A 19,475-nucleotide genomic window follows, 5' to 3' on the forward strand; every position below is an offset into this window, starting at 1 on the left:
TAATTGTTATTCTTCAATTCCCCATTGCTCCATCATTTCCTTGGTCTGCTCCATATAGGCTTCCCAACCGCCCATTTGCATAATGGAGAAAACCGTCCAAACTAGGGAAAGAACTCCAAGAACTAATCCTATGATTGCAACAATTTTAGCAGTTTTTACTTGACTGTAGTTGGAATAGTTTTCCGGATTTTCTTGGTATAGCTTTTCATCTTTATTGGCCAGAAAGAAGGCAATCCCAGAGAGCACTATGCCACCTAAACCGGCGCTAAAACAGCAGCAGATATAAGATACGATTCCCAGAACAAGGGCTAAGGTAGCGTTAGGTAATTTTTGTTGTTCCATATTTTAAAGGTTTAGGTTATAAGAATTTAAGTATGTAGCTGCCCAGTACCATTGCTACACTTATAATAGACAACAAAACAATGATTTTGTTACTAATGTTTATTTTGAAAAAGTTGTCAAGTATAACCAGTGCAAATAATGGTATGAGGGCGAAAATAGCAGGGTACATTTCAAAAGCACCTGAAAAATCCCCTTTTAATAGAAAAGCCAAGGAACGTTGCAAACCGCAACCAGGGCAATCAAATCCCCATAATTGCTTGGTCAAACAAGGAAGCATATAATCTTCTATTCCCAGAAGAAAGGTGGTTAGTTGAAATTTCAAAACTCAATCAATTTTGTTGAGGAAAATTACCATTATTTTTGTGGATATAAAATAAAACATGACCGTTTTTAAAGTAGGGGATAGCGTAGAGGTATTGGATGATCTAATTTCAGGAAGGGTAATTAAAGTACGACCCACTGAAATCACCATTGAGACCGACGAAGGCTTTTTTCTTGATTTTGAACCTGCTGAACTCGTTATTGTGGAAAGCGGTGAAATAAGGGTAAGTAATTTTGAGGTCAGCCAGATGAAATCTCAAAAAGAACAACCTAAAAGAAAAAGATCAGCTTCCGTAAAACCAAAAAAAAGAAACGCTCCAAAAATGGAGGTGGATCTTCATATCAATCAATTGACCAAAAATACCAAAGGCCTCAGTAATTTTGATATGCTAAATATTCAAATGGATGCGGCCAGAAGGCAGTTGGAGTTTGCCATTGGCAAGCGCATACAAAAAGTTATTTTTATTCACGGGGTTGGAGAAGGGGTTCTCAGGGAAGAACTTTATTCCCTTTTTCGCAGGTATGACAATTTAAAATATTATGATGCGGATTATAGCCAATATGGCCTGGGGGCCACTGAAGTCTACATTTTTCAGAATGGGTAACTAATTTCCAAATGTGGTATAACTTCCCATTTCCACATTTTCGATCAGCGGTAGTTGAACGTCGTCCACATCATCCCCATTACCTTTTAGTTGCAGAATAAGACTGTCTACGGTAAAATTGTGTGTGTAGGTAATATTTCCGTTTTCGTCAGCCTCGCCGGCAAGCGTTTCTATTTTTAAGCTACCGCCAATGGAGTCATAGTACCATGAATTGATATCTTCAGAAAGCTGCGTGGTTGAGCACGGCATATCCTCGGCTATTTCCACATCGGCAACCACATATCGCAATGCTCCAGCGGATATATCCACGGATCTTGGGGTGTCTTCCGTAACGGTGTTGACCAACTGGTCAAAAGGAACATCAATGCTTAAAAACTCATCGTTTATGGTCTTGTACAACCGTATGGTGCCTTCGCTCGGGTTTTCCAGACATTCCACATAGGAATCAATGTCGCTATAATTAGAAAAGGGCACTTCTAAACTTGCACTATTGGCAGTACTTGTGGTGAAGGTTCCATAATTAAAAGAAGAAGTGTCCGTAATACTTTCGCCTTGGGCGTTTACCAGGGTAAGGCCAGTAATGGTAATCTGATGGCCATAGTTCTTCACATTTCTTGCGGCGGATAATATTTTTGTTTCAACGCCCAAGGTGCCGCCAGTGGCCGTATTTTCTTCCATGACCATGGGCTCAATGGGCGGAATGTTGCTGCAAAAATAATCCGAAGAAACATCATCTGAAAACAAGCGGTAGGTTAAACTGGAAGATGAAGGTATTGCGCTTGTAATCGTGCCCGTTTCTGAAGTCTCGTTGGACAGCAGGCCTCCTTCCAAATCTAGAATCAGTGCTTCGTCTCCATCAATTTTAAAGAAAAATGTGGTTTCGGTGGCATCTTCTTCCTTTCCACAATTAGAAATACTAACGGAATCAAAATCAACTTGTTCTATTTGTAAATCGCCATCATCGCACGAAAAAAGTGCCAAAAGTAAACAGGAAAGCATGGTTTTCTTCATGGGCCAAATTTAAAGGAATTTAGGAACAAGTTTAAGGCCATTTAGGGAGAAATTAACTTTAATTACTCTAATTTTGCCCCCTTATTTCATTAAAAGAACGCAGTACTTATTATGGAAAAAGTGTATTTGGACAATGCGGCTACCACTCAGGTAAGAGACAATGTTATAACCAAAATGCAGGAGGCCTTGTCTCAAATGTATGGCAATCCCTCCTCAACACACAGTTTTGGCCGCTCTGCCAAGACCGCCATTGAAAGCGCTAGAAAAACAATTGCCAAATACTTAAACGCCCACCCTTCCGAAATTATTTTTACTTCTGGCGGAACTGAGGCGGATAATATGATCTTGCGCTGTGCTGTTAGGGATTTAGGTGTTAAAACCATAATTACCACCAAGATTGAACACCATGCAGTTCTTCATACCGCGGAGGACCTGGAAAAGGAGGCCGGAATTAAATTGCAATTTGTTCGCCTTGATGCCGAGGGTAACCCGGATTTAAATCATTTAGAAACACTTTTAGAGGCAGATGAATCCAAGAAACTGGTGAGCCTTATGCATGTGAACAATGAAATAGGAAACATTTTGCCCATTGATGAGGTATGTGATTTGTGTCATAAGCACAATGCTTATTTTCATTCAGATACCGTGCAGAGCATTGGTCACTATCCTTGGGACGTGAAAAAGACGCCTGTAGATTTTATGACGGCCGCTGCGCATAAATTTCATGGACCAAAGGGTATAGGATTCGCGTTCATTAAAAGAAATTCCGGTTTAAAACCTATGATTTCTGGAGGAAGCCAAGAAAGAGGATTTAGAGCAGGAACGGAATCATTTCACAATATAGTGGGGCTTGAAGAAGCATTTACTTCTGCCTACGATTTATTGGAAGATGAAATGGCCTATGTGCAAGATTTAAAGCAATATTTTATAGATCGGTTAAAGCAAGAAATACCAGGTGTTGCACTTAATGGGCTTTCAGGTGATATGGAAAAAAGCACCTATACCTTGGCCAATGTGCGTTTGCCCATAGACCCTCAAAAAGCGTTGATGCTATTATTTCATTTGGACATTAAAGGAATTGCATGTTCCAAAGGCAGTGCGTGCCAATCTGGTAGTGAAGGTGTATCTCATGTGTTGGCCGAAATTTTAAAAGAAGAAGACCTTAAAAAGCCTTCTATACGTTTTTCATTTTCAAAATTCAACACCAAAGAAGAATTGGATTATACCGTGCAGGTATTAAAGTCCTTTGTGGAGAATTAATTGGATTGCTTTCTATCCCTACGTTTTTCCCTGTCGTAAGGAAATTTACGCGCCGCCAGTTTCATCATACGGTCAATAAGATCGTTGGTGTTTTTGCCCGATTTTTTATTGATTTCCTTTTCGTACTTCCAAAGTAGTTTGCCACTATCCCCATCGCTTATTTTAACACCAATGCGCCCGTAATTGGCGCTTCCGGAGAAGTAATCCATAAAGTTAAAATCTGTGGACACTCCGTTGGAAAGAAGTACGTTCAAATCTATGTTACCACTAATTACCCCATCAACTCCCAATATTTCGCTAAGCTGTTTAATGGTATAAACGTCAATATTCTTAAAGGAAATATCGTTCTGAGCCAAAATGGCGTTGGTGTTTTTTATATTCTGAAACTCTACGGAGAACTTCTTTTTCTTTTTTCGTTTGGAAAAGTAGGTTTCTAGGGCATTTTGTACCGCGTAACCTTCTTTTTCTTCCAAAGTCTTTAATTCCGTTTTGGAGATATCATCGGTTAGATCCAACTTGGTTAAAAAAGGTATAATTGCAAGGACTTGATGGTCATCACTTAGGTCATCAAATTTATTGCTTTCATAAATATTCTTTTGGGCATTGACAATACCCACGGTTATCATAAGAATGGTAAAAATCAGCTTCTTCATCATTATCTAAAAACGCATTCGTACTCTTAGGTTCAATACCCTTCCCGTCATAAAATTGGGAATGGCGTATTGGTTTTTACTTTCTACGTCCCTCACCCAGGTATTGGTAATGGAGTTTTGGATGTTGAACATATTAAAAAGTTCCAATCCGGCACTTAACTCTTCAAATTTAAAGAACCAATGTCCTTTTGGGTAACTTTTATTGCCATCGGCAAAAATATAGGAAATTCCTAAATCGGCACGCTTATAATCCCGTAATCTGCTTTGGTAATTATAGGGATCGGTATAACTGGGAGAACCACCAGGAACTCCGGTATTATAAACCAAGTTAAGATACATCTTAAAATTGGGTATTTGGGGAATATAATCATGGTAGAGAATGCCCAATTTAAAGCGTTGGTCCGTAGGTCTGGCAATATACCCCTGATCGTCGCTATTTTCTTCTGTTCTTAAAAACCCAAGGCTCAACCAAGATTCAGTGCCTGGCACAAATGCTCCTTGTATTCTCACGTCTGTACCGTATGCATAGGCAGTGGCGTTGTTATTGGCCACATATCTAATCCTAACATCATCTAACGTATAGGTGTTTACTTGGGATAGGTCTTTGTAGTACAGTTCACTACTCAATTGAAATGGCCGGTTCCACCATGTAAAGGAATATTCATTACCGGCCACCCAATGCACGGATTTTTGTGCTTTTGTTTTAGGATGAACGTTACCGTTAAAATCTCTGAGTTCCCTGTAAAATGGAGGTTGTTGATACACCCCGCCGGACAATCGAAAAAGCATATCCTTATTCCAATTAGGCTTTAACGCCAGTTGAAATCTTGGGCTCCATATGACGTGGGATGCGCTTATAAGGCCTTGACCGCCTACATGCCAATTTTGGGAGCGTAGGCCGGCATTGTAATAAAATTCATGGGAATTGAACGTAATTCTATTGCTGAATTGGATAAAACCGGAAATCCTGTTGGTATTAACGTAGTTTCTGGCATAAATACCTGTAAAAGGTACCAATGGGGCTTCAAAGGGTTCATAGGGTTGGTTATTGCGAAATTCCTCCAGTGGAGGCCGCACGGAATAACCCAAAGAGTCCAAAAATTCTGATTCCCTAATTTGGTCCCTTATATTTTCATGGGTAAATTTTAGTCCCCAACTTAGTTTCTTTTCTTCTTGAATATAACTCCCTGTATGTCCAATATTCACTATTAAGGCATCCAAATCATTTCTAGCTCTTTTAAATTGACTGCCAACACCTCGTGGTGAAGAAGCCCCATCGGAATCGCCAATTTCCAAAGGCGACAAAGCGTAACTTGCTATTACATCGCTATATTCCTCTTCCTGTGTGTGATACACAGAACTTGTAAAATGAACAATGGTTTGGTCGTTGGTGAAATAAGTGGCCTTTAAGGCGCCAAAAGTGGTGTTGTATTGGTTGTTTTCCCTCCCTTCGTAGAAAACGTTCAGAGTTCTTGGGTCATTAATGGTTCCAAAGGTAGTTGAACGGCTTAAGGGCTCATTTTGGTAATCGTTCACGGAGATATTGCCAAGGAAACTTAAATGGAATTTATGGCTGAAATTATAATTACTATAGGTCTGAAAATCTATAAAAACGGGATTGAAATTAGCTTGTGTTTGGGTACTGTTCACCAATAGGCTGTTATTTCTGTATCGCAGACCATTGATAGTACTAAATTTTTTATTAGCTGAAGTGGATTCTACCGTTGCGGAAGCACCCAAGAAACTAAGGTCTAATTGAGCGCTAAAATCGTTTGGGGTTTTATAGGTAATGTCCAAAACGGAGGATAATTTATCTTCATACTTTGCCTGAAATCCGCCAGAGGAAAACGCTACATTTTGGACCATATCACTATTTACAAAACTAAGCCCCTCCTGTTGTGCAGACCGTATGAGAAAAGGTCTGTAAACTTCAATGCCATTGATGTAGACCAAGTTTTCATCATAATTGCCACCTCTAACACTATATTGCGTACTTAATTCATTGTTGGATGTAACTCCTGGCAGTAGTTTCAATAGGTTTTCTACACCGGCATTGGCACCGGGTATTTTTCTAATAATTTCTGGAGCGATCGTTGTAATACCCGCTATCTTTTTTCGTCCCGATGAACTTACCGTTACTTCGGAAATTTGAGTGATGTTCTCTTTTAAAACAGGGTTGAACTCAAAGGTTTCATTGGTGTTGAGAATAAGTTCGTTCAGTTGAACGGTCTTATATCCCACATGTGAAAATTCTACGATTATGGATTGGTCTGCCGGTACTTCCAAAAAGTAAAATCCATTAGGACCCGTACTAGTACCTTGGTCATCAACACGTACCGATACATCTGCTAGGGGTTGCTCAAGTTCGTTGGTAACAATTCCTGTAAGGTTCGCTTTTTGGGCGTAGCTAACCGAGACAAAAAATGTCAGCAAAAATAAAAGGACCGATGCTTGCCACTTCAAGAGGGATTATTTTCTAAAAAAGGTGCTTTTAAATGTACTGGTGTTACCCACATTGTCCGTAACAATAACTTCTAGGTTGCATTCCTTTTGGTCCAGAATTACATCGTCAAAATTATAGGTCAAGGTGTTGGTCTTAGGTTCGTACTCCATTAAAATCCATTTGCCGTTAATGGTAGCGGAGTAGGTATCCACGCCGCTAAGGTCATCGGAAATATGAACGCTTAGATAATGGTAATTACTTAACCATTTTTGGTCTTTAAAATTTTTAGGTCTAATAGTTGGGGCAACCGTATCCTTTGCTAGCGTATAGGTGCCCAAGTTACGGGTACGGGTGGTAAAGGTATTTCCTCTTTTATAAGTGGAGGAGTGATGCGGTCTTAATCTGCTATCCAATCTGGCAATGAACATCTGGTTACGTTCATCGGCACTATATTTTTCAACATCAAAGGTGATGGTGAAGTTTCTATGAGCGGCTACGCGGCTGTTATGAATGGTTACCGTGTCTTCCCCTTTTTCTAAATCAATATAAAAATTGTCATAAAAAGTGTTGGCCGGAAAGTACACCTTGGCACCACCCAAATCATAATTATTGGGTTTTTTGGCAATGACGTAATTTTCCGTTTTCTCTTCATCTTTCTCAACAACCACCGTTTCTTTTTTACCTTCTACGGGAATAATCGCCTTGGTAATATTACCTTCAAAGTCTTTTATAATCAGTTCTACTTGATAACTTAGTCCTTCCCTAACATCTATTTTTCCATCATTGTAGATGGTATTGTAAATACTAAGTTTATTTCCCGGAGCCTTGAAAAGTCTTTGTACCCTTTGGCGATATCTGCCATAGCGATCGTAATCAATTAAAGTGTTCAGTAACCGTGTTTCGGAAAATGAAAAACTCTCCAAATCATATTCAGTGTAGGTGGTACCGTTTACCAATTGCTGTACGGAATAAACCCCATTACGGTTGGCTGCCAAATCTTGGCGGTCATATCCTATAAAGCCAAAACCAATGGTTCCTGAGGCGTTTACTTTTTGGGCCAAAAAGGTACCGTCTGCCTGTTTTTTAAAACTGATTTCAATAGGTTCCTTACTCTGATTCACAACGGCATCATCAGATAATGCATACCCATATATTTTTTCCAACGTAGGATTGGTGGCATCCCTCACCTCAAAACCGTACAAAAGCGGATTGGTAGGTTTTTCTGAAATACTACTGCGAATTTCAAAGTGAAGGTGTGGGCCGGATGAGCCACCTGTATTTCCGCCGTAGGCAATTACGTTACCTTTGGTAACCTTTAGTTCCCCATATTTGGGAAATACCTCTACCTCGTATGATTTTTTATCATACTGTACTTTTTTGATGTATTCCTCAATTTCTGGCCCAAACTTTTGAAGGTGTCCGTACACTGAAGTATAACCATTTGGGTGTGCAATGTAAAGGGCTTTGCCATAACCCCAATGGGAGACTTTTATTCGCGTAACACTTCCATCGCCAATAGCGTAAATGGGGAGACCTTCCCTTTGTTTGGTCTTAATGTCTATACCGGAATGAAAATGGTTAGAGCGTAGCTCTCCAAATGTACCGGCTAGTATAATAGGAATATCCATTGGCGACCTAAAAGCGTCCTTAGGATAGTTTTCCTGTGCGTTGACCGTAATACAAAAACAAAAAAGTAGTAGTAAAATAGATTTGCCCATAATCTTTTAAAGAAATACGAAATTAGCCAAACGTATTGTAAACTTGAAAAATCAAATTCATAAAAATGCTAAGTCCACTGAGTTTCAACGTAAATAAACTTGTTAAAGTATTACTTCAACATTATTTGAAAAAAGAATTGCTAGGAAGTATTAGGTATGTTAACTTTGTGTAAAATGCATCGCGTTTGAAATTATGAGTGAATTGGTCCAGGTTGTCGACTCTTTGGAGAACAAAATCAGCAAGTTACTGCATAAGATGGAGTTGCTCCAACAGACAAATACCAGATTGGAAGAAGAACTAAATTCCCTGAAAAATGACCGGGAAAAGGTTTTGGAATCCGTTTCCTTTTGGGAGGAAAAATACAATTCACTTAAACTAGCAGACTCGATGTTTGGCAGTAATACAGATAAGACAGAAGCTAAGCTTAAGATAAATGCTTTGATAAGGGAGTTGGACCATTGCATAGCCCAACTTTCGGAATAATAAAATCAAAATGTCAGAAAAGCTCAAAATAAAGCTCTCCATTGCGGACCGAGTTTATCCCTTGACCATAGACCCAAGCCAAGAAGAAGGCTTGCGAAAAGCGGCCAAGAATATTGAGCAATTGGCAAAAAAGTTTGAACAGAGTTACGCCGTTAGGGACAAGCAAGATGTACTGGCCATGTGCGCTTTACAGTTTGCCTCTAAAATTGAACAGCGGGGCATTGATCAAACCGAAAACAACCAAGAAGCTACGGAGCGTTTAAAATCTCTGGAACAATTGGTTGCATCTAAGCTTGGTGTAAAGTAGACGTTCTTTAAAATAGCATAAAGTTACTGCCCACATTGGTACTATCTTTTGACAAACTCAACGTTAATTTGTTTAAAAAGGGTGAGTTTAGGTTGTAAAAGCAGGCCTTACTAGTATAAGGATCCTTGAGCAGCCTGTTAGCCCTAAACCTGTTTTTAGGAGTTTGTACAAAACTTCTCCAATGTGGGTTTTTTTATATTAAATATTAAGTATATGGATATTGCAACATTAATAATAGCAGCAATCGTAGGTATCGTCATTGGCTTTGCGATAGCTAAATTTTTGGAAAAGGGAAAAGCGTCCAAGACCCTTTCCGAAGCCAAAAACAAGGCGGAGGCCATTCTAAAGGATGCCAAAACGGAAGGGGAAAACATTAAAAAGGACAAAATTTTTCAAGCCAAGGAGAAGTTTTTGGAACTCAAGGCAGAGCATGAAAAAGTAATTGTTAATAAGGACAAGAAAATAAACGAAGCCGAAAAGCGTACCCGTGATAAAGAGTCACAGGTAAGCAGTGAATTGGCCAAAAACAAAAAGCTGAACCAGCAGTTGGATTCCAAGCTTAAGGAGTTGAACCATAAGGAAGAATTCTTTGAGAAGAAACAAACAGAACTGGATAAGCTCCATAGGAACCAAGTTCAACAGTTAGAGGTCATTTCCGGGCTCTCTGCTGATGAGGCCAAAGGTCAGTTACTGGAATCTCTGAAGGAAACCGCCAAAACGGACGCCATGGCTTTTGTCCAGGCAACCTTGGAAGAAGCTAAACTTACGGCACAGCAGGAGGCCAAGAAAATAGTTATTAACACTATTCAAAGAATTGGTACGGAAGAAGCAGTGGAGAACTGCGTTTCCGTTTTTAATTTGGAATCCGATGATGTTAAAGGTAGGATCATAGGTAGGGAAGGACGAAATATTAGGGCTTTGGAATCTGCCACAGGGGTGGAGATTATAGTAGATGATACTCCTGAAGCAATTATACTCTCTTGTTTTGACTCGGTTAGGAGGGAAGTAGCTCGGTTGTCACTCCATAAGCTAGTGACAGATGGAAGGATACACCCTGCTAGAATTGAAGAAATTGTCAAGAAAACCGAAAAGCAGATTGAACAGGAAATTGTTGAGGTAGGTAAACGTGCCGTTATTGATTTGGGTATTCACGGGTTGCATCCAGAATTGGTGAGGGCCGTAGGTAGAATGAAATACCGCTCATCCTATGGTCAAAACCTATTGCAGCACTCTAGGGAGGTAGCCAAACTTTGTGGAGTAATGGCAGCCGAATTGGGCCTTAACCCCAAATTGGCCAAACGTGCCGGTTTGTTGCATGATATTGGTAAGGTTCCTAATACCGAGGCCGAGGTGGAAACTCCTCACGCCATCTTAGGTATGCAATGGGCAGAAAAATACGGTGAAAAATCAGACGTATGCAATGCCATTGGTGCCCACCATGATGAAATAGAAATGAAAACCTTGATTGCGCCCATTGTTCAAGTTTGTGATGCCATTAGTGGAGCCAGGCCAGGTGCTCGTAGACAAGTTTTGGATTCCTATATCCAACGATTAAAGGATTTGGAGGATATAGCCTTTGGTTTTGGAGGGGTTCAAAAAGCCTATGCCATACAAGCGGGTAGGGAACTTAGGGTTATAGTGGAAAGTGAAAAAGTAAACGATGAAAAAGCGGCCCAGCTTTCGTTTGAAATTTCTCAGAAAATCCAAACGGATATGACCTATCCGGGGCAAGTGAAAGTTACCGTGATCAGGGAAACTCGTTCTGTGAACGTTGCTAAATAGGCATTTACTTAGTACAAAATGAAAAGACCGCATTTGCGGTCTTTTTTTTTAATATATATTGAGTGATGATTTAGAAGTTTAAAATAAGCGGCATGTGATCACTTAAATGTAGCCAATTAGTAGGTTTGCCAATTGAATAGGTTTCCATAGATTGAAAAAAAGGAGCCCCAAAAAAGTAATCTATGTGGTATGGCTTTTCAAGGTTTTTATGATGGTAAAAAGTAGGTATCCTTTCTTCTGATTGATTTTCTTGATAATAGGTATGATACAGGCTTTCAATTCCTTTTTCTTTGAGTTGGTGAACAACATCTGTATGATTCCACCAACGATCCCATTGGTCCCATTTTTTATTGCTATTAAAATCCCCGGCTATTAAAATCTTGTTGAAATTAGTTAGATTTATTTGTAGGTATTTCCAGAACTGTCCTATGTAACCAAAATTAGGGGACTTGTTTCGTTTTGTCCACACTCCTAGTAATTGAAAATCGTTGTTAACCAAGCAAGGAAGAAATAGCTTTACTTGGTGGTCTTTGTAATAGTCTGGCTAGTTAAGCGGTAACATTTCAATATCTTTTTTTGCGAAGATTCCTAAACCCTTGGTTTTTGAATCTCCTATCCAGAGGTGGTTAGCTCCCCATAATTCATAGGGAGTGTTAGGGTGATTACTGGGATTTTTACATTCTTGGATAACGTATATGTCCGCTTTCAGATTTACTAATTCATGCAATTTGTTCCTCAATGCACCATTACAATTCCATGAAACAATTTTCATTTACTTTATCCTTTTGGATTGTGTTGTAAAGGAAAGTCCCTGTTGCCCTACGGTAGAATTCATGACTCCTTCAAACAGGGGCTCCGGTGCATTTAAAGGAATTTTCCACTCAAATAGAAAATTGGAACCCGTGCCCCCTTCTACGTCTACCTCGTCTATAATTATTTCGGTGGTTTCCATGGGCGCCAGATACAAAGGGTGGTTAAAATAGGTACGAACCAATTTCCCATGGGTATCAAAATATTCGGCTTTTAAAAGATAGATAGTATCTTGGTCGCTGGTATTTCGCATACTAACCATGGCCGTGAGATTATGCGTTTTATGCTCCGAAAGGCTATAAATTTGAGAATAGATGGATAAGTAGGATTTTCCATATTCCAGACTATCCAAAGAGCTTACATCCACTTTTCTTTTGGACCAGTTTTCGGGATTTATGGAGCTCACCTCTTTTTTTTCTTCAAAATTACAAGAGGACAGAAATATGGAAAACAGAAGAACGACCGAAAAAATTCTCATTTGATTGGGATTTAAATTGGTATTTCAAATCTACCAATTTAAACCTTATAAATATGGGGTCCCTGAAATCAAAAAGGCTTGGTATACGATTATAAATGAATGTGCCCAGTTAGGAATAATTGGCATTTTCCACGCATTTCTACTCGGTTTTTCAACAAGGAACATTGCAAAGCCCCACCTCTTGCGGATAGTTGTTTAGCGGTAAACTCGGCTTTACCGGTTTTTTGATGCCATAAAGGGGTTAAAGTGGTATGCGCGGAGCCCGTAACCGGGTCTTCATTAATCCCCGATTGAGGTGCAAAAAAACGCGAAACAAAATCTACGGAGCTGCCTACTGCGGTAGCAATGACTCCACGGGCTTTCAACCTTTTGATGTTTTCCAGTTTGGGCTGTAGGGCTGTGATTTCTTCTTCAGAATCAAATACCAAGACAAGATCGGTTTTTCCTTTGTATGCTTCTTTTGCCTCTATCTGAAAGCATTTTATTAAGTCATCCGTTAGTGAGATTTTCTCAAGTACGTCCGCAGGGAAGTTCATACTTAAAAGATCTTCTTGTTTTTCTACGAGTAAATGGCCACTTCTTGGAGAGATAAATTTGATCTGGTTTTTAGAATACCCTTCCAAATTGAATAAAACCTGGGCGGCAGCTAATGTGGCGTGTCCGCAGAGGTCAACTTCAGTAGTAGGTGTAAACCATCTAATTTCAAAGTGATCTTGTTTAGGAACATAGAATGCAGTTTCCGCCAAATTAATCTCCATGGCTATTTTCTGCATAAGCTGGTCTTCTAACCACTCTTTTAATGGACAGATTGCCGCAGGATTCCCTCCGAATACTTTATCGGTAAAAGCATCAACTTGGAAAAGGCTTAGCTTCATGTTTTCTGACTTTAAGTAGCCAAGTTACATAAAGCTCCTATGCAAACAAATTCTCCTTTAGCAAAGTAAAATGAAAATAAACGCCCTCCTGTCCATTAGGTCTATGGCCTAAAGTAATGACTCCTCCAAGTCTTTCTACAATACTTTTGCTTGTTGCCAAACCAATTCCTGTGTCCTTGGGGCCCGATTTGTGAAGCGTTTCAAACATGACAAAGACCTTATGCCAATATTTTTCAGGTATTCCTTCCCCATTGTCCTCAAATGTAAATTGATAAAAGTCCTGGTCCTCTTTGAATCCTATCCAAACTTTAATAGGGTCTTCACAGAATTTGAGGGAGTTTTGGAGGAGGTTTCTGAAAATTTGTTCAAATCCCGGGAAGGAGTGATTGATTTCTTTCCCGAAACTGTCAAAAACAATTTCAATTCTATTTTTTGGGTCTATTTCCTTTGCAATTAGTTCAACCTTCTTTTGGGGAATGAAGTTCTCAAAGCAAACTTCGGCATTGGTAATTTTTATGTATTGAGTTATTCCCCTAATCATTGATTCCATGTAATAGATACGTTCCTCAATAGTATCTAACCAGTCTGGAATCTCCGTATTCTTTAAGAGGTGCAAATAATCTTCCTTCATAAAACCTACCAATGACGTAATACCGTGTAAAGGCGTTTTCATATCATGGGCCATGCGATAGGTGAAATGCTTTAATTGATCATTTTTGGCTTGAAGTTCAGTATTGGTGACAAGTTGCAAATAGTTTTGGCGTCTTAGTTCTAACTGCGCCATAACTTGATTGGCCAAAAACTGTAGGGCTTCATATTGCTTAGGTGTAAACTGTGCCCTTGGTTTTGTGTCAATTACGCAAAGCGTTCCTAAGGTAAAGCCATCTTTTGTGTTTAAGGGAGCACCGGCATAGAATTGAACATTGGGTCCACCAGTCACTAATGGATTGTCAAAGAAGCGCTCATCTTCGTTTGCATCGGGCACTACAAGTAAGTTCTTGGGGTCATTAATGGCATGTGCGCAAAATGCCAAATCTCTTGGCGTTTCGGTTGCATCGATACCAAAATGCGATTTAAACCATTGCCGCTGCTGATCAACCAAGGATACAAGAGCCATTGGAGCGTCGCAGATATCCGCGGCAATCCGTGTTATGGCATCATACTCTTCTTCGGCCAAAGTATCAAGAATATGAAAGCTTTGAAGGGCTTTTAGTCTATCTTCCTCATTTGCAGGAATAGTTGGTTTGATCATCTATTCAATGGTTTAATGATGTTAATCTTAAATGAAAATTATAGGGGAACTTTCATTTAAGTCCGTTTACTACGAACATTAAACCTTTTAAACGAAAACGAAAGAAAGATTATTGTGGGTATTCTTAATTTTTTGTAAGAAAAAGATTAAAAAACTCTTTGCTGTCTCTGATGTTTTCTATGCCAAGTAGCCAGCAAACTTCTGATAGATCAGAGAAATCAACTCCCCCTTTGGCAACCGCCACATTATTGTATCTACCGTCAACGCCATTATATTGCAGTCCTAATTCAATGGCGTGCTCCCATAATTTAAGTAGGTCTGAATTAGTAATATGATGGTCCCAATCTGTAAAGGTTTCGCTTCTAAAACCCGGGGTGCCATTTCCTACAGCATTGCCATCGGGAATTTTATGATAGGTAGCCTTGTTTTGCACATACTCCAGCGCATGGGTATTGGTTACTTTTTCATTCCAGTCACTATGCTGCACAATAAGAAAATGATCTTTTAAGCTCAGGCGGGGATCTTCTTTGGCAACCGCTTTCATAAGGGCTGCGGAAAAATCTGATTGACCGGCTTCGGCTATCCATACCCTACCGCCGTTGTCCAATGTTTTCTTGACCAACTTCTTTACTTTTACTACGGCCTTTTCAAAATCCTTGTGCGCATCGGTCCAATTATTGCCAAAAGCCATTTTAAAAAGACTATTGGGCGTCACGTACAACCCTTCTTGTTCTCCGTAGGTTCCTGCAACCGCATGATATTTAATACTCGTATATTCCGGGTGAACCATTAAACTTTTAAAAGCTGCTACGGTGTGCAAGTCATCCACGTCTGTTTTACAGTCAAAGTGACCCAATAACAAATCTTTTTCCTTGTTAAACCGATCTTCTTGGGCCTTGAGAGCATTCTGAAATCCAAAACTAACAACGGCAAAAACAACTAATGATTTAACAATGGAATGCATAGGCATAAGGGATTTTAATAGGTTCAGGGTAATTTATTCCTCGGAATCCTCAGTAGACTCGTCATCGCTTTCAGTCTCTCTATGAAGACTGTTTTCCATGATGTTAAGCTTTTTGAGTTTTGCTTTCCAGGTAGTTAAAGATTCTTTATGGCTATTGACCCTTTTTACTACATCTTGCACCAAGGGGTTGTCTTCACTGGCATTGGAGAAAAACTGAAGGTTGTTTTCCAATTGACGGATTTCCCCTTTGATTTCCTCTATTTTTTTGCGGATAAAACTACGCTCATTTTGAATGGCCCTTACATTTTCTGAATCTGCCAGTTCCTGAACTTTGTTACCGTATTTCAATAATTCTGCATCTTGTCTGCTTACTTTCAATTTCTTGAACATGGCATCCAAAATTTTATTGAATTTCTGGTCTATATTTTTCTTTCTGAACGGAACCCTGCCGTAATTTTTCCATTCGGCAATAAACTCCTTTAGTACCAAAATGTCCTTTTCCCTGTCACCGCTTAATTGGACAGTTTTAAGCCGGTTAAGACATTCCTCTTTTTTTCTATAATTTTCCTCCTCTTCTGCTGCACCTTTATTTTTAAGGGCGTGGAGCCTATCAAAATAATGGTTACAAGCGTTTTTAAACTCTTTCCAAATCTTATCTGAGTACTTTCTGGGAACATGCCCAATTTTCTTCCATTCACTTTGAATGCGCTTCATTTCTTGGGTGGTACTATCCCAATCCTCACTGTCTTTTAATGAAACAGCCAAATCCAACAACTCCCTTTTTTTCTGAAGATTTTCTTGTTGGTCTTTTTTGAGGTTTTTATAATAGCTGTTTTTATTTCGATTAAAAGACCTTACAGCATCTTTAAAGGAAGCCCAGGTTTTTTCATTTTTATTTCTGGGAACTTTCCCGGCCCCAAAGAAGTTTTCACGAAACTCCTCTACTTTTTTAATTTGTTGCTGTAGACCCCTATGATTATTGGCCGTATTTTCCGCTATCTGCCTAATGGACTTGATTATTTCCTGTTTCTTCTCCCAATTCTTTTCATATTGGGCGTCCAGTTCCTTGTAATGGTCCTGCCTTCTTTGGTGCAGTACCTTGGTAGCATTGCTAAAGCGCTCCCAAATTGCTTCTCTATGTTCTTGGCCAACAGGGCCTATATCCTCTTTCCAGATTTTATGGAGAATCTGCAATTCCCTAAAAACCTTGTTCAGGTCCGGCTCCGTTGCCAATGCCTCGGCCTGTTGTACCAATTTTTCCTTTTCGGCTAGGTTGTGCTTAAAATCAAGGTCGCGCAATTCTCTATTAAGATGCAGGAAATCATAGAAAATCTCCACATGATGCTGGTAAGTTCGCCATACATCATTGTAGTTATTTCTGGGAATAGGGCCGGCATTTCTCCATTGTTCCTGTAAATCCTTAAAGTTTTTGTAGGTGGTGTTCATATCCTCTTCCACGTTCACCAACCCCTTTAGTTCTTCAATTATTTCCAGTCTTTTATTAAGATTGGCCTTTAAATCCTTTTCTAGATTTTTATAGTATTGATTCCGTTTTTCGCGATAATCCGAATAAACTTCATTAAACTGTCTTTTGGTAACCGAATTGTATCTAAAGTCTATTTCATTGCCTCCATTGGAAATAAAATCTTCTTTCTTCTCATCTATAAAATCCTGAAATTTTAAATCGAACTCAGATTTTATTCCGTCTACATGTTTTTTTAAGGCCTGTACTTTTTCATTTCGGACCAATCGCTGAAGTTCTCCTACCAAATTTTCCATGGACATGGAGTGGTAGTCCAATATAGGAATGGTGTGCCTGTGTTCATTATCGCTATCCTCGGCATCTTCCGCGTTATTCTCATCAATTTCATTGAGAACGTCCTCATTCTTTTCTTCCGCAGTTCCCATAGGTTCCTCCTTACTATCTTCTGTAGCGTCTTTGGAGTCCGAATCTACATCGTTTGCGATATTCTCTTCAGTTGCAGGAATTTCCTCAACTTTGGCACCTTCATCACCCGTAGCAGAAATACCTGTGGTATTTTCCATTTCATTTTCTGAGGTGTTCTCTTGAAGTTTTTTGTCTTCAGACATGATCGTTCTTGTTTTGTAGATGTCCTACATTCTTCTAATCCGTATGGAATATAGTCACCTATGTTTGCTCCCAAGGCTTTGGTGAAAATCAAATAGTTTGATTTTCAGAACATTAGTAATTTGTCCTTATGTTTGTTTAGCTAGCCTATTTATTGGTAAGATACTAACAACCTAATAAAGTACAAAGGTTATAAGACTATTTTAAGAAAGCAGATTTATAGGTAAAACCCCTAAGAATTGGATGGCATTTCATTTAAACAAATATTGGTATTGAAAATGCGGAATTTGTAATTTGGGTGCGGTAAGCTAAAAAGTTTCCTGCCAAATTTCCCAAGCTCTGTCCGCTTGAAGTTCCAGCATTCTTAAACCATTGCAAATTTTGGCGCCGCGTTTGTTTCCCTCCTTTAAAAAAGCAGTTTCCGATGGATTATAGATGAGATCGAACAACAAATGGTTCTGGGTAATTCCCTTATACGGGATATTTGGTTTGGCCTCAACATCGGGGAACGTGCCCAAGGGTGTACAATTGATGATGATCGTATACTCTTTTATAACCTCTATATCCAAATCATCATAGGATAATTTGTGCGCATCCCTTTTTCTGGAAACATATTTTCTTTCAATTTGCAATTGATCAAGTACAAAGGCCACAGCTTTGGAAGCCCCGCCTGTTCCCAATATTAGGGCTTTGGTATGTTGGGGTTGTAAAAATGGTTTGATGGAGTTTTCAAATCCGTACGCATCTGTATTATGGCCAATAAGGCCATTTTCTGAAAACTGAATGGTATTTACGGCACCTATTTCTTTAGCTTGGGGAGTGAGTTCCTTTAGATAAGGGATAACATCTTGTTTATAGGGAATGGTCACGTTCAAACCTTTCAGATCCATGTTGTTTTTTAGAAGGCTTGGAAATTCATTTGCAGCTTGTAAATCAAAATTTTCGTAGGTATAACCAGATAATTGTAACTGTTCAAATTTATCCTTGAAGTATCCCCTTGAAAAGGAGTAAGAGATGTTTTTGCCTACAAGACCAAATCTATGATTGTGTTTTGTCATTTATGATTTTCTATTTTTTCCGTACCAATCTAGGCCCAATAAAATACCTATTCCAACAAGAACAAAAAAAATGGCCCACCAAGTTTCGGCTAGATCCATTTTAGGAAAGTACCGTTCATAATTTACAATGATTTCCTTTCCGTTGGAGTCCAGGATATTTACCCCTTGCTCATCCGTTTTAAAAATGGTTCTTTTCCACGGCCAAACAGTGCCAAGAGAACCGGTGATGAAACCAATGATAACAGCTGTAGTAATATATTTATAGTGTTTAAGAACGTAGCTTAGCAGGTGCGATAGACTGACAAGGCCGGCAGCAGAACCGGTAGTGAAAACCGCAAGAATGACAAGGGTGTCCAATCGTTCTTGGTTTTTTACAAAACTAAAGTCTCCCGTCAAAATTTCAGCAAACGTATCGTACAGTGCATTCACAGAATCTACCAATAGCAGCACGTAGTTGCCTAAAAGAATCAAAATAAAAGATCCGGACAATCCGGGTAAGGTCATACCGGATACACTGATCATACCGCAAAGAAAAATAAATAACAGATTATCGTTTTCTTTTGCGGGACTTAGAAAACTAATCGAAATACCTACAAGAAGACCGATAAGTCCTGCAATAATGGTTTTGCGGTTCCAGTGTTCATAGTCTTTTGAAATATAATAAATAGATCCCAGGATCATTCCAAAAAATCCCGCCCATACATATAGTTCCTTTTGTTCCAGAAAATAATCCAAAATTTTAGAGACGCTAAAGTAACTTACAAGCATCCCAAAAATGAGCAAGGATAGAAAGGAGCCGTTAATGTATCTGTAAAAGCTCTTGAACCTACCATTAAAAAGTAATTTGAAGGCTTTACCGTTTACCTTTTGAAGTGAATAAATAAACTCTTCATAAAAACCGGCAACAAAGGCCACAATGCCTCCGGAAACCCCAGGTACCTTATTGGCAGCTCCCATGCATAGGCCTTTAATGACCAGAAAAAACTTATCCTGTATGCTGCGCGGCTCGTACATGAATCACTA

The 19,475-nt window shown here is 39.3% G+C and carries 19 protein-coding genes and 1 other RNA gene; 6 read left to right on the top strand and 14 right to left on the bottom strand.

All coding sequences use genetic code 11. The features are described from left to right. Positions 1 to 6: 6 nt before the first annotated feature. Both IL355_RS14460 and IL355_RS14465 read right to left on the bottom strand, forming a co-directional pair. Entirely contained in the window at positions 7 to 342 is a 336-nt protein-coding gene (locus tag IL355_RS14460; protein WP_192462845.1) for a CCC motif membrane protein, read from the bottom strand. 16 nt (positions 343 to 358) lie between these two features. Further along, positions 359 to 664: a DUF2752 domain-containing protein gene (locus IL355_RS14465; RefSeq protein WP_225621261.1), complete on the bottom strand. Its 306-nt coding sequence runs from the start codon at positions 662 to 664 to the stop codon at positions 359 to 361. Between the two features lie 58 nt (positions 665 to 722). Here IL355_RS14465 and IL355_RS14470 point away from each other — a divergent pair, with 58 nt between their 5' ends. Next, the gene (locus IL355_RS14470) at positions 723 to 1,268 is read left to right on the top strand and encodes a Smr/MutS family protein (protein ID WP_192462846.1); all 546 of its coding nucleotides are present in this window, start codon (positions 723 to 725) and stop codon (positions 1,266 to 1,268) included. Here IL355_RS14470 and IL355_RS14475 read toward each other — a convergent pair whose 3' ends face one another. Then, positions 1,269 to 2,279: a hypothetical protein gene (locus IL355_RS14475; RefSeq protein ID WP_192462847.1), complete on the bottom strand. Its 1,011-nt coding sequence runs from the start codon at positions 2,277 to 2,279 to the stop codon at positions 1,269 to 1,271. A 111-nt stretch (positions 2,280 to 2,390) separates the two neighbouring features. On the opposite strand from IL355_RS14475, the gene IL355_RS14480 reads away from it, so the two are divergent. Beyond that, on the top strand, positions 2,391 to 3,539 hold the full coding sequence (locus IL355_RS14480; RefSeq protein ID WP_192462848.1) for a cysteine desulfurase family protein: 1,149 nt from the start codon (positions 2,391 to 2,393) through the stop codon (positions 3,537 to 3,539). Here IL355_RS14480 and IL355_RS14485 read toward each other — a convergent pair. The 3 genes from IL355_RS14485 to IL355_RS14495 are packed head-to-tail and all read right to left on the bottom strand — an operon-like array spanning position 3,536 to position 8,353. Next, complete coding sequence (locus IL355_RS14485; protein WP_192463080.1) at positions 3,536 to 4,192, bottom strand: hypothetical protein; 657 nt, start codon at positions 4,190 to 4,192, stop codon at positions 3,536 to 3,538. The genes IL355_RS14480 and IL355_RS14485 overlap by 4 nt on opposite strands. A gap of 6 nt (positions 4,193 to 4,198) precedes the next feature. Continuing rightward, entirely contained in the window at positions 4,199 to 6,655 is a 2,457-nt protein-coding gene (locus IL355_RS14490; protein ID WP_192462849.1) for a TonB-dependent receptor, read from the bottom strand. A 6-nt stretch (positions 6,656 to 6,661) separates the two neighbouring features. Continuing rightward, the gene (locus tag IL355_RS14495; protein ID WP_192462850.1) at positions 6,662 to 8,353 is read right to left on the bottom strand and encodes a M23 family metallopeptidase; all 1,692 of its coding nucleotides are present in this window, start codon (positions 8,351 to 8,353) and stop codon (positions 6,662 to 6,664) included. 193 nt (positions 8,354 to 8,546) lie between these two features. Between IL355_RS14495 and IL355_RS14500 the strand changes: the two genes are divergently transcribed. From IL355_RS14500 to rny, 4 genes are all read left to right on the top strand, one after another. Beyond that, positions 8,547 to 8,837, top strand: coding sequence for a cell division protein ZapB (locus IL355_RS14500; protein ID WP_187456812.1), 291 nt, complete (start codon positions 8,547 to 8,549; stop codon positions 8,835 to 8,837). A gap of 10 nt (positions 8,838 to 8,847) precedes the next feature. Then, a complete protein-coding gene (locus IL355_RS14505) occupies positions 8,848 to 9,144 on the top strand; it encodes a cell division protein ZapA (RefSeq protein WP_187456813.1) in 297 nt (98 codons plus the stop codon). Between the two features lie 55 nt (positions 9,145 to 9,199). Beyond that, a non-coding RNA gene (gene ssrS / locus IL355_RS14510) (6S RNA) lies at positions 9,200 to 9,309 on the top strand. Positions 9,310 to 9,357: 48 nt separating this feature from the next. Continuing rightward, positions 9,358 to 10,926 (top strand): ribonuclease Y, encoded by a 1,569-nt coding sequence (rny, locus tag IL355_RS14515; protein WP_192462851.1) that lies wholly within the window; start codon positions 9,358 to 9,360, stop codon positions 10,924 to 10,926. A gap of 70 nt (positions 10,927 to 10,996) precedes the next feature. Here rny and IL355_RS19250 read toward each other — a convergent pair whose 3' ends face one another. From IL355_RS19250 to IL355_RS14555, 8 genes are all read right to left on the bottom strand, one after another. Next, positions 10,997 to 11,395 (bottom strand): hypothetical protein, encoded by a 399-nt coding sequence (locus tag IL355_RS19250; protein ID WP_225621262.1) that lies wholly within the window; start codon positions 11,393 to 11,395, stop codon positions 10,997 to 10,999. Positions 11,396 to 11,698: 303 nt separating this feature from the next. Then, positions 11,699 to 12,214: a DUF3124 domain-containing protein gene (locus IL355_RS14525; RefSeq protein WP_192462852.1), complete on the bottom strand. Its 516-nt coding sequence runs from the start codon at positions 12,212 to 12,214 to the stop codon at positions 11,699 to 11,701. An 89-nt stretch (positions 12,215 to 12,303) separates the two neighbouring features. Next, complete coding sequence (locus tag IL355_RS14530) at positions 12,304 to 13,089, bottom strand: PhzF family phenazine biosynthesis protein (protein ID WP_192462853.1); 786 nt, start codon at positions 13,087 to 13,089, stop codon at positions 12,304 to 12,306. Positions 13,090 to 13,126: 37 nt separating this feature from the next. Further along, positions 13,127 to 14,341, bottom strand: coding sequence for a sensor histidine kinase (locus IL355_RS14535; RefSeq protein ID WP_192462854.1), 1,215 nt, complete (start codon positions 14,339 to 14,341; stop codon positions 13,127 to 13,129). Between the two features lie 124 nt (positions 14,342 to 14,465). Continuing rightward, positions 14,466 to 15,305 (bottom strand): hypothetical protein, encoded by an 840-nt coding sequence (locus tag IL355_RS14540; protein ID WP_192462855.1) that lies wholly within the window; start codon positions 15,303 to 15,305, stop codon positions 14,466 to 14,468. Positions 15,306 to 15,338: 33 nt separating this feature from the next. Continuing rightward, on the bottom strand, positions 15,339 to 17,396 hold the full coding sequence (locus IL355_RS14545; RefSeq protein ID WP_192462856.1) for a DUF349 domain-containing protein: 2,058 nt from the start codon (positions 17,394 to 17,396) through the stop codon (positions 15,339 to 15,341). A gap of 306 nt (positions 17,397 to 17,702) precedes the next feature. Continuing rightward, the gene (locus IL355_RS14550; RefSeq protein ID WP_192462857.1) at positions 17,703 to 18,452 is read right to left on the bottom strand and encodes a shikimate dehydrogenase family protein; all 750 of its coding nucleotides are present in this window, start codon (positions 18,450 to 18,452) and stop codon (positions 17,703 to 17,705) included. Next, positions 18,453 to 19,466, bottom strand: coding sequence for a DUF368 domain-containing protein (locus tag IL355_RS14555; protein WP_192462858.1), 1,014 nt, complete (start codon positions 19,464 to 19,466; stop codon positions 18,453 to 18,455). Positions 19,467 to 19,475: the final 9 nt, after the last annotated feature.

Origin of the sequence: Euzebyella saccharophila (genome assembly GCF_014855495.1) — a bacterium.
Taxonomy (GTDB): Bacteria; Bacteroidota; Bacteroidia; order Flavobacteriales; family Flavobacteriaceae; genus Euzebyella; species Euzebyella saccharophila.

Bases quoted from the DNA above. Each gene is read 5' to 3' on its own strand.
- IL355_RS14460 (WP_192462845.1), bottom strand. From the start codon at position 342: ATGGAACAACAAAAATTACCTAACGCTACCTTAGCCCTTGTTCTGGGA.
- IL355_RS14470 (WP_192462846.1), top strand. From the start codon at position 723: ATGACCGTTTTTAAAGTAGGGGATAGCGTAGAGGTATTGGATGATCTA.
- IL355_RS14475 (WP_192462847.1), bottom strand. From the start codon at position 2,279: ATGAAGAAAACCATGCTTTCCTGTTTACTTTTGGCACTTTTTTCGTGC.
- IL355_RS14480 (WP_192462848.1), top strand. From the start codon at position 2,391: ATGGAAAAAGTGTATTTGGACAATGCGGCTACCACTCAGGTAAGAGAC.
- IL355_RS14485 (WP_192463080.1), bottom strand. From the start codon at position 4,192: ATGAAGAAGCTGATTTTTACCATTCTTATGATAACCGTGGGTATTGTC.
- IL355_RS14495 (WP_192462850.1), bottom strand. From the start codon at position 8,353: ATGGGCAAATCTATTTTACTACTACTTTTTTGTTTTTGTATTACGGTC.
- IL355_RS14500 (WP_187456812.1), top strand. From the start codon at position 8,547: ATGAGTGAATTGGTCCAGGTTGTCGACTCTTTGGAGAACAAAATCAGC.
- IL355_RS14505 (WP_187456813.1), top strand. From the start codon at position 8,848: ATGTCAGAAAAGCTCAAAATAAAGCTCTCCATTGCGGACCGAGTTTAT.
- rny (WP_192462851.1), top strand. From the start codon at position 9,358: ATGGATATTGCAACATTAATAATAGCAGCAATCGTAGGTATCGTCATT.
- IL355_RS14525 (WP_192462852.1), bottom strand. From the start codon at position 12,214: ATGAGAATTTTTTCGGTCGTTCTTCTGTTTTCCATATTTCTGTCCTCT.
- IL355_RS14530 (WP_192462853.1), bottom strand. From the start codon at position 13,089: ATGAAGCTAAGCCTTTTCCAAGTTGATGCTTTTACCGATAAAGTATTC.
- IL355_RS14535 (WP_192462854.1), bottom strand. From the start codon at position 14,341: ATGATCAAACCAACTATTCCTGCAAATGAGGAAGATAGACTAAAAGCC.
- IL355_RS14540 (WP_192462855.1), bottom strand. From the start codon at position 15,305: ATGCATTCCATTGTTAAATCATTAGTTGTTTTTGCCGTTGTTAGTTTT.
- IL355_RS14545 (WP_192462856.1), bottom strand. From the start codon at position 17,396: ATGTCTGAAGACAAAAAACTTCAAGAGAACACCTCAGAAAATGAAATG.
- IL355_RS14550 (WP_192462857.1), bottom strand. From the start codon at position 18,452: ATGACAAAACACAATCATAGATTTGGTCTTGTAGGCAAAAACATCTCT.
- IL355_RS14555 (WP_192462858.1), bottom strand. From the start codon at position 19,466: ATGTACGAGCCGCGCAGCATACAGGATAAGTTTTTTCTGGTCATTAAA.